The 4,754-nt window shown below is 69.0% G+C and carries 8 protein-coding genes and 1 pseudogene; all 9 read left to right on the top strand.

The window, feature by feature from the left end; all coding sequences use genetic code 11:
- Positions 1 to 997 (top strand): peptidoglycan recognition protein family protein (locus STARVERO_RS23280; protein WP_200837963.1); only part of this gene is annotated, 997 nt, incomplete at its 5' end.
- Positions 994 to 1,407, top strand: coding sequence for a hypothetical protein (locus STARVERO_RS23275; RefSeq protein WP_159602666.1), 414 nt, complete (start codon positions 994 to 996; stop codon positions 1,405 to 1,407). The genes STARVERO_RS23280 and STARVERO_RS23275, both read left to right, overlap by 4 nt.
- The gene (locus STARVERO_RS23270; RefSeq protein WP_159602663.1) at positions 1,367 to 1,627 is read left to right on the top strand and encodes a hypothetical protein; all 261 of its coding nucleotides are present in this window, start codon (positions 1,367 to 1,369) and stop codon (positions 1,625 to 1,627) included. Before STARVERO_RS23275 ends, STARVERO_RS23270 begins: the two co-directional genes overlap by 41 nt.
- Positions 1,627 to 1,842, top strand: a complete 216-nt coding sequence (locus tag STARVERO_RS23265) for a TraR/DksA C4-type zinc finger protein (RefSeq protein ID WP_244617015.1) — start codon at positions 1,627 to 1,629, stop codon at positions 1,840 to 1,842. Before STARVERO_RS23270 ends, STARVERO_RS23265 begins: the two co-directional genes overlap by 1 nt.
- Positions 1,842 to 2,210, top strand: coding sequence for a hypothetical protein (locus STARVERO_RS23260; RefSeq protein WP_159602657.1), 369 nt, complete (start codon positions 1,842 to 1,844; stop codon positions 2,208 to 2,210). The genes STARVERO_RS23265 and STARVERO_RS23260 overlap by 1 nt, the downstream gene beginning before the upstream one ends.
- Positions 2,207 to 2,527 (top strand): hypothetical protein, encoded by a 321-nt coding sequence (locus tag STARVERO_RS23255; RefSeq protein ID WP_159602654.1) that lies wholly within the window; start codon positions 2,207 to 2,209, stop codon positions 2,525 to 2,527. Before STARVERO_RS23260 ends, STARVERO_RS23255 begins: the two co-directional genes overlap by 4 nt.
- The gene (locus tag STARVERO_RS23250) at positions 2,527 to 3,078 is read left to right on the top strand and encodes a phage protein Gp27 family protein (protein ID WP_244617017.1); all 552 of its coding nucleotides are present in this window, start codon (positions 2,527 to 2,529) and stop codon (positions 3,076 to 3,078) included. The genes STARVERO_RS23255 and STARVERO_RS23250 overlap by 1 nt, the downstream gene beginning before the upstream one ends.
- On the top strand, positions 3,075 to 4,448 hold the full coding sequence (locus tag STARVERO_RS23245) for a terminase large subunit domain-containing protein (RefSeq protein ID WP_159602648.1): 1,374 nt from the start codon (positions 3,075 to 3,077) through the stop codon (positions 4,446 to 4,448). The genes STARVERO_RS23250 and STARVERO_RS23245 overlap by 4 nt, the downstream gene beginning before the upstream one ends.
- Positions 4,445 to 4,754: pseudogene (locus STARVERO_RS23240) on the top strand (phage portal protein family protein); the annotation flags it as partial. The gene STARVERO_RS23245 and the pseudogene STARVERO_RS23240, both read left to right, overlap by 4 nt.

Raw genomic sequence — 4,754 nt, 5'->3', positions numbered from 1 at the left:
TGCTTCCAAGGTGTCCGCCCATTTCGTCGTGGCGCGGGACGGCAGCGTAACGCAGCTCGCGCCGTGCAACGTTCAGACGTGGCACGCCGGCAAGTCCAGCTGGCGCGGCCGGTCGAACGTCAATTCGTTCGCGGTCGGCATCGAGATCGCCAACCCCGGCCCGCTGCACAAGGTCGCCTCCGGCGGCTGGAGCAACGACCGCGACCCCGACGAGGAGGTCGCCGCCGGCGCCGATGTCGAGCGCGTCGTCACCAAGGAGCACGGCGACGCCTACTGGCTGGGCTACACGCCCGAGCAGATCGCCACCGTCACCGATCTCTGCCGCGCCCTGCGGGACGCCTATCCCACCATCGGCTTCATCGCGCCGCACTGGGAGATCGCGCCGGGCCGAAAGGTCGACACCAATCCGCGTTTCCCTCTCAGCCGGCTTCGCAACTCGATCTTCGGCGTTTTCGCCGGCATCGATCGGGTCGCGGAGGGCGACATCAAGGACGTCCAGCGCCGGCTGAAGGAGCTGGGTTACCATCAGGTCGGCGAGATCGACGGGATCTACGGCAAGGCGACGCGCGGTGCGCTCCTCGCCTTCCAGGCCGACAACCACGTGTCGACCACCGGCATCATCGACGATGCGACCCTCAAGGCGCTGCGCGCCGCCAAGCCCCGCGCCGTCTCACCGGCCCGCCTGATCAGTGCCGAGGCGGCCGTCGCAGACCGCCCCGCCGTGCGCACGTCCGTCGCGGCCGGCCGCGTGGTCAAGGCGAGCCTTCTGGGCAGCGGCATCCTCGGCAGCCTGTCGGAATCGGGGGTGCTGGAGAAGATCGAGGGTGCGTCCGACATCGGCAGGCGGGTCGGCGCGGTGGTCGCCGACTGGTGGCCGCTCGTCCAGCCGTGGTGGCCTCTGGCGCTGATCGCCGCCGGCGGGCTGCTGATCTGGTACCTGCGCGCGATCCGCCGCGCCGAGGTGACCGCTTACGAACGCGGGGAAATCAGCCCGTGAACGTCGCCGCGCTCCCGAGCTGGGCTTTCGACATCGGCGCCAGCGGGCTGGCGCTCGCCGCGCTGGCGCTCGCCGTCTGGTCGGTGCTGCCGGTCGCTTACGCGCGGCTGGCCGGCACCGGCGCGATGCTGGCTTTCGCCGCTGCCGCGTATCTGACCGGCGCGGCGGACGCCAATGCCGCCTGCGAGGCGGCGTCCCTTCGTCGCCAGCTCGAAGACGCTCAATCCGACAACGGTGCCCTTCGCCGGCGCATCGAGACCGTCGAGGCCGCCCGCCGCGACGACGCCGCGCGGTTCGCCGCCGGCGCCGCCGAGGACCGGAGCAATCAGGGAAAGATCGATGCGACCCCGTCGAATGGTAGCGCTTGCCTTGACCGTGATGCTGCCGATCGCATCCGCGGCGTGCGCTAGCCGCCCGCCGTCGCCGCCGCCGAAGCCCCCGCCGCCGCCGGAGGTGCCCGCCGACCTGCGGGTGTGCTTCGGCGGCCTGACCGAGGTGCCCGACCGGGACCTGACGGTCGGCGATGTCGAGCGTCTCTGGAAGGACGAGCGCAAGCGCAGTGCGGCCAAGACACGCTGTGGCGAGCGCCTGCTCGCGTGGATCGACGCCATCCTGCCGGGGCTGCGGTGATGGACATCCTCGACCAGGCGCAGGCGCTGGAGGAGCTGGAGCGCGACGCCGCGCTCGCGGCGCATCGCGAACGGATGCGCGGCAGCGGGCGCGAAAACTGTGTGGTCTGCGGCGACCCGATCGGCGCCGCGCGGCTGAAGGCGGTGCCGAACGCGCTGCGCTGCATCAGCTGCCAGTCGGGCCGCGAACGGTGGGACAGGTTGAGGGGGCGTTGATGCCGGATTGGTTGAAGGAATGGTGGCCGGTAGTCGCGATCGCGTTTCCCGCCATCGTCACCGTGCTCGGCTGGGCCGTGAGAACCGGCCTCGCCTCGCGCAAGGACCTCGACGCCGCCATCGCGAAGGAGTCGGCGGCACGGGCGGCCCAGGCCGAGAAGATGGGCGTCGAGCTGCGGGAGATCGACCTGCGCACCCGTGAAACGGCGCAGGAGATCAAACACCTGCCCAGCCGCAAGGACATTGAGGGGCTGAAGGATCAGCTCAGCCACGCCGTCGCCCTCGGAGAAAGCACCACCCGCGAGCTGGCGAGCGTGAGCCGCGCGCTGACCCGCGTCGAGGACCACCTGTTCAAGAGTGCGCCATGAGCAACCTTCCCGAAACCTATGCGGACGACACCGCGAAGTCTCGCCGCCTCGCCACGTTGCGCGTCCTCTATGAGAATGAGGGCAGCGCGAACGAAAGCCTGTTGCGCGTCGCGCTCCATCAGCTCGGCTTTCGTGGTCGGTTCCAGACGGAGGAGGCGCTCGCCGGCGATATCGCCGTGCTGAAGGCGGAATTGCTCATCGAGGAGGATTCCTACCAGGGCAAGGTCCGCACCCTTGTCATCACCAAGCGCGGTGTCGCGTTCCTGCAGCGGCGGATCGAGCCGGTGGACGGCATCGAATACCCGGATGTCGCGTGATGGCCCGCCTCTCGAAGGTCGACCGCCTGCCGGCCGAGCTGCGCGACTTGATCGGTCGCCTTCGCGAGGGCGGGCACACCATTGACGAGATCCTCGGCAAGCTGAAGGAGCTGGACGCGGATATCGGGCGTTCCGGGCTGGGCGAGCACCTGAAGAAGTTCGACGCGATGCGCGAACGGCTGCACCGCAGTCGCGCCGCCGCCGAATCCATCATGTCGAAGCTGGAGGAGGCCGGGACCGACGATCGTGTCGCGCGCTTCAACATCAGCTCGCTCCACGCCAGCGTCATGGAGCTGATGGCAACGGCGGACGGCGAAGGCGGGCTCGACCCGAAGAGCGCCAAGCTGCTGTCCGAGACCATGCGCAATCTGGCCACGGCCGCGAAGGGCGACCAGGACCGCATCATCAACCTGAAAAAGCACCTCGCCGCCGAGGCCGTGAAAGCGGCCGAGACGGCGGTCGGCAAGGCCACCGCCGCCGGTGGTCCCGTCGATCCCGTCGCGCTGTTGGAACAGATCCGTCAGGGCATTTACGGGATGTACGACGAATGAGCAGCCCTTTCGGCGCCGAGCCCATCGTCCCGCTGTACCGCTATCAGCGACGCTGGCTTCGCGACCCCGCGCGGTTCAAGGCGGCGATGTTCTCCCGCCAGTCCGGCAAGACCTTCACGACGACGCTGGAAGTGGCTGACAATTGCTTTGAAGCCGTGGTGCGCCAGCGCCGCGAGCGCTGGGTAATCCTGTCTCGTGGCGAGCGTCAGGCGCGCGAGGCGATGGAGGAAGGCATCAAGCGCCACTGCGCGGCCTACCAGCTCGGCTTCGAGGCGCACGAATTCGACTGGCAGGGCGACAGCGGGAGCCACAAGGCGCTCGAAGTGACGCTGCCGCACGGCTCTCGTATCACCGCCCTGCCGGCGAACCCGGACACGGCGCGCGGCTTCTCGGCCAACGTGTTTCTCGACGAGTTCGCGATCCACAAGGACTCGAAGGAAATCTGGGGCGCTCTGTTCCCGGTGGTCTCGAAGCGCGGCCTGAAGCTGCGCGTGACCTCGACGCCCAAAGGGAAGGGCAACAAGTTCTACGAGCTGATGACCTCGGACGATCCTGTGTGGTCGCGGCATGTCGTCGACATCTACCAGGCGGTGGCGGACGGGCTCGACCGCGACATAGACGAGCTGCGGCGCGGTCTCGCGGACGAGGACCTCTGGCAGCAGGAATATGAGCTGAAATGGCTCGACGAGGCGAGCGCCTGGTTGTCCTACGACCTGATCAATTCCTGCGAGGACGAGTACGCCGGCGACCCGGACAGCTATCAGGGCGGCGTGTGCTTCGTCGGCGTCGACATCGGCCGCCGCAATGACCTCTTCGTCATTCAGGTGCTCGAACAGGTCGGCGACGTGTTATGGGATCGCGAGCGGATCGAGCTGAAGCGTGCCACCTTCGCGGCGCAGGACGAGGCCCTGGACGAGATCGTCCGGCGCTACCGCATCGGCCGGATCTGCATGGATCAGACCGGCATGGGTGAGAAGCCCGTCGAGGACGCGCAGCGCCGCTACGGCTCCCGCGTGGAAGGCGTGCTGTTCACCGGCCCGAACAAGCTGGTGCTGGCGACCGCCGGCAAGGAGCGCTTCGAGGACCGCACCATCCGCATCCGCGAGGGCGACCAGCCCTTGCGGTCGGACCTGCACAAGCTGCGCAAGGTAGCGTCCGCCACCGGTGCCCCGCGCTTCGTCGCTGAACGCGATGACGATCACGCCGACCGCACATGGGCGCTGTTCCTCGCTGTCCATGCGGCGGGCACCCCGGCCGAGTACGGCTACACGCCGATTTCCGACCTGAAGGACGATCGCCGGCCGGGCTGGGCGCCGGCGCCGGCCGGCGACCTGCTGTTCGGTCGCCGTAGAACAGGAGGCTTGTGGTGAGCCAGCTCCTCGGCCCTGACGGCCGCCCCGTCCGTTCGCAGACGCTGACCCAGCCGCAGGCCGAGCCGCAGGTCGGCGGCATCCGCTCGCCCTGGCACGAGCCGATCGCGTCCGGCCTCACGCCCGCGCGCCTCGCCTCGATCCTGCGCGCCGCCGCCGAGGGAGAGATGCGCGATTTTCTGATCGTCGCGGAGGAGATGGAGGAGCGCGAGCCGCACTATTTCTCGGTGCTCTCGACCCGCAAGCGCGCGCTCACCGAACTCGTGCCGATCATCACCGCCGCCACCGAGGAGGCGCACGACGTCG

Source organism: Starkeya nomas (assembly GCF_902703545.1).
Classification (GTDB): domain Bacteria; phylum Pseudomonadota; class Alphaproteobacteria; order Rhizobiales; family Xanthobacteraceae; genus Ancylobacter; species Ancylobacter moscoviensis.
This window is presented reverse-complemented; position numbering and strand designations above follow the sequence as displayed.

Excerpts from the sequence above, each read along its gene's own strand:
- STARVERO_RS23265 (WP_244617015.1), top strand. The coding sequence starts at position 1,627 with ATGGACATCCTCGACCAGGCGCAGGCGCTGGAGGAGCTGGAGCGCGAC.
- STARVERO_RS23260 (WP_159602657.1), top strand. The coding sequence starts at position 1,842 with ATGCCGGATTGGTTGAAGGAATGGTGGCCGGTAGTCGCGATCGCGTTT.
- STARVERO_RS23255 (WP_159602654.1), top strand. The coding sequence starts at position 2,207 with ATGAGCAACCTTCCCGAAACCTATGCGGACGACACCGCGAAGTCTCGC.
- STARVERO_RS23250 (WP_244617017.1), top strand. The coding sequence starts at position 2,527 with ATGGCCCGCCTCTCGAAGGTCGACCGCCTGCCGGCCGAGCTGCGCGAC.
- STARVERO_RS23245 (WP_159602648.1), top strand. The coding sequence starts at position 3,075 with ATGAGCAGCCCTTTCGGCGCCGAGCCCATCGTCCCGCTGTACCGCTAT.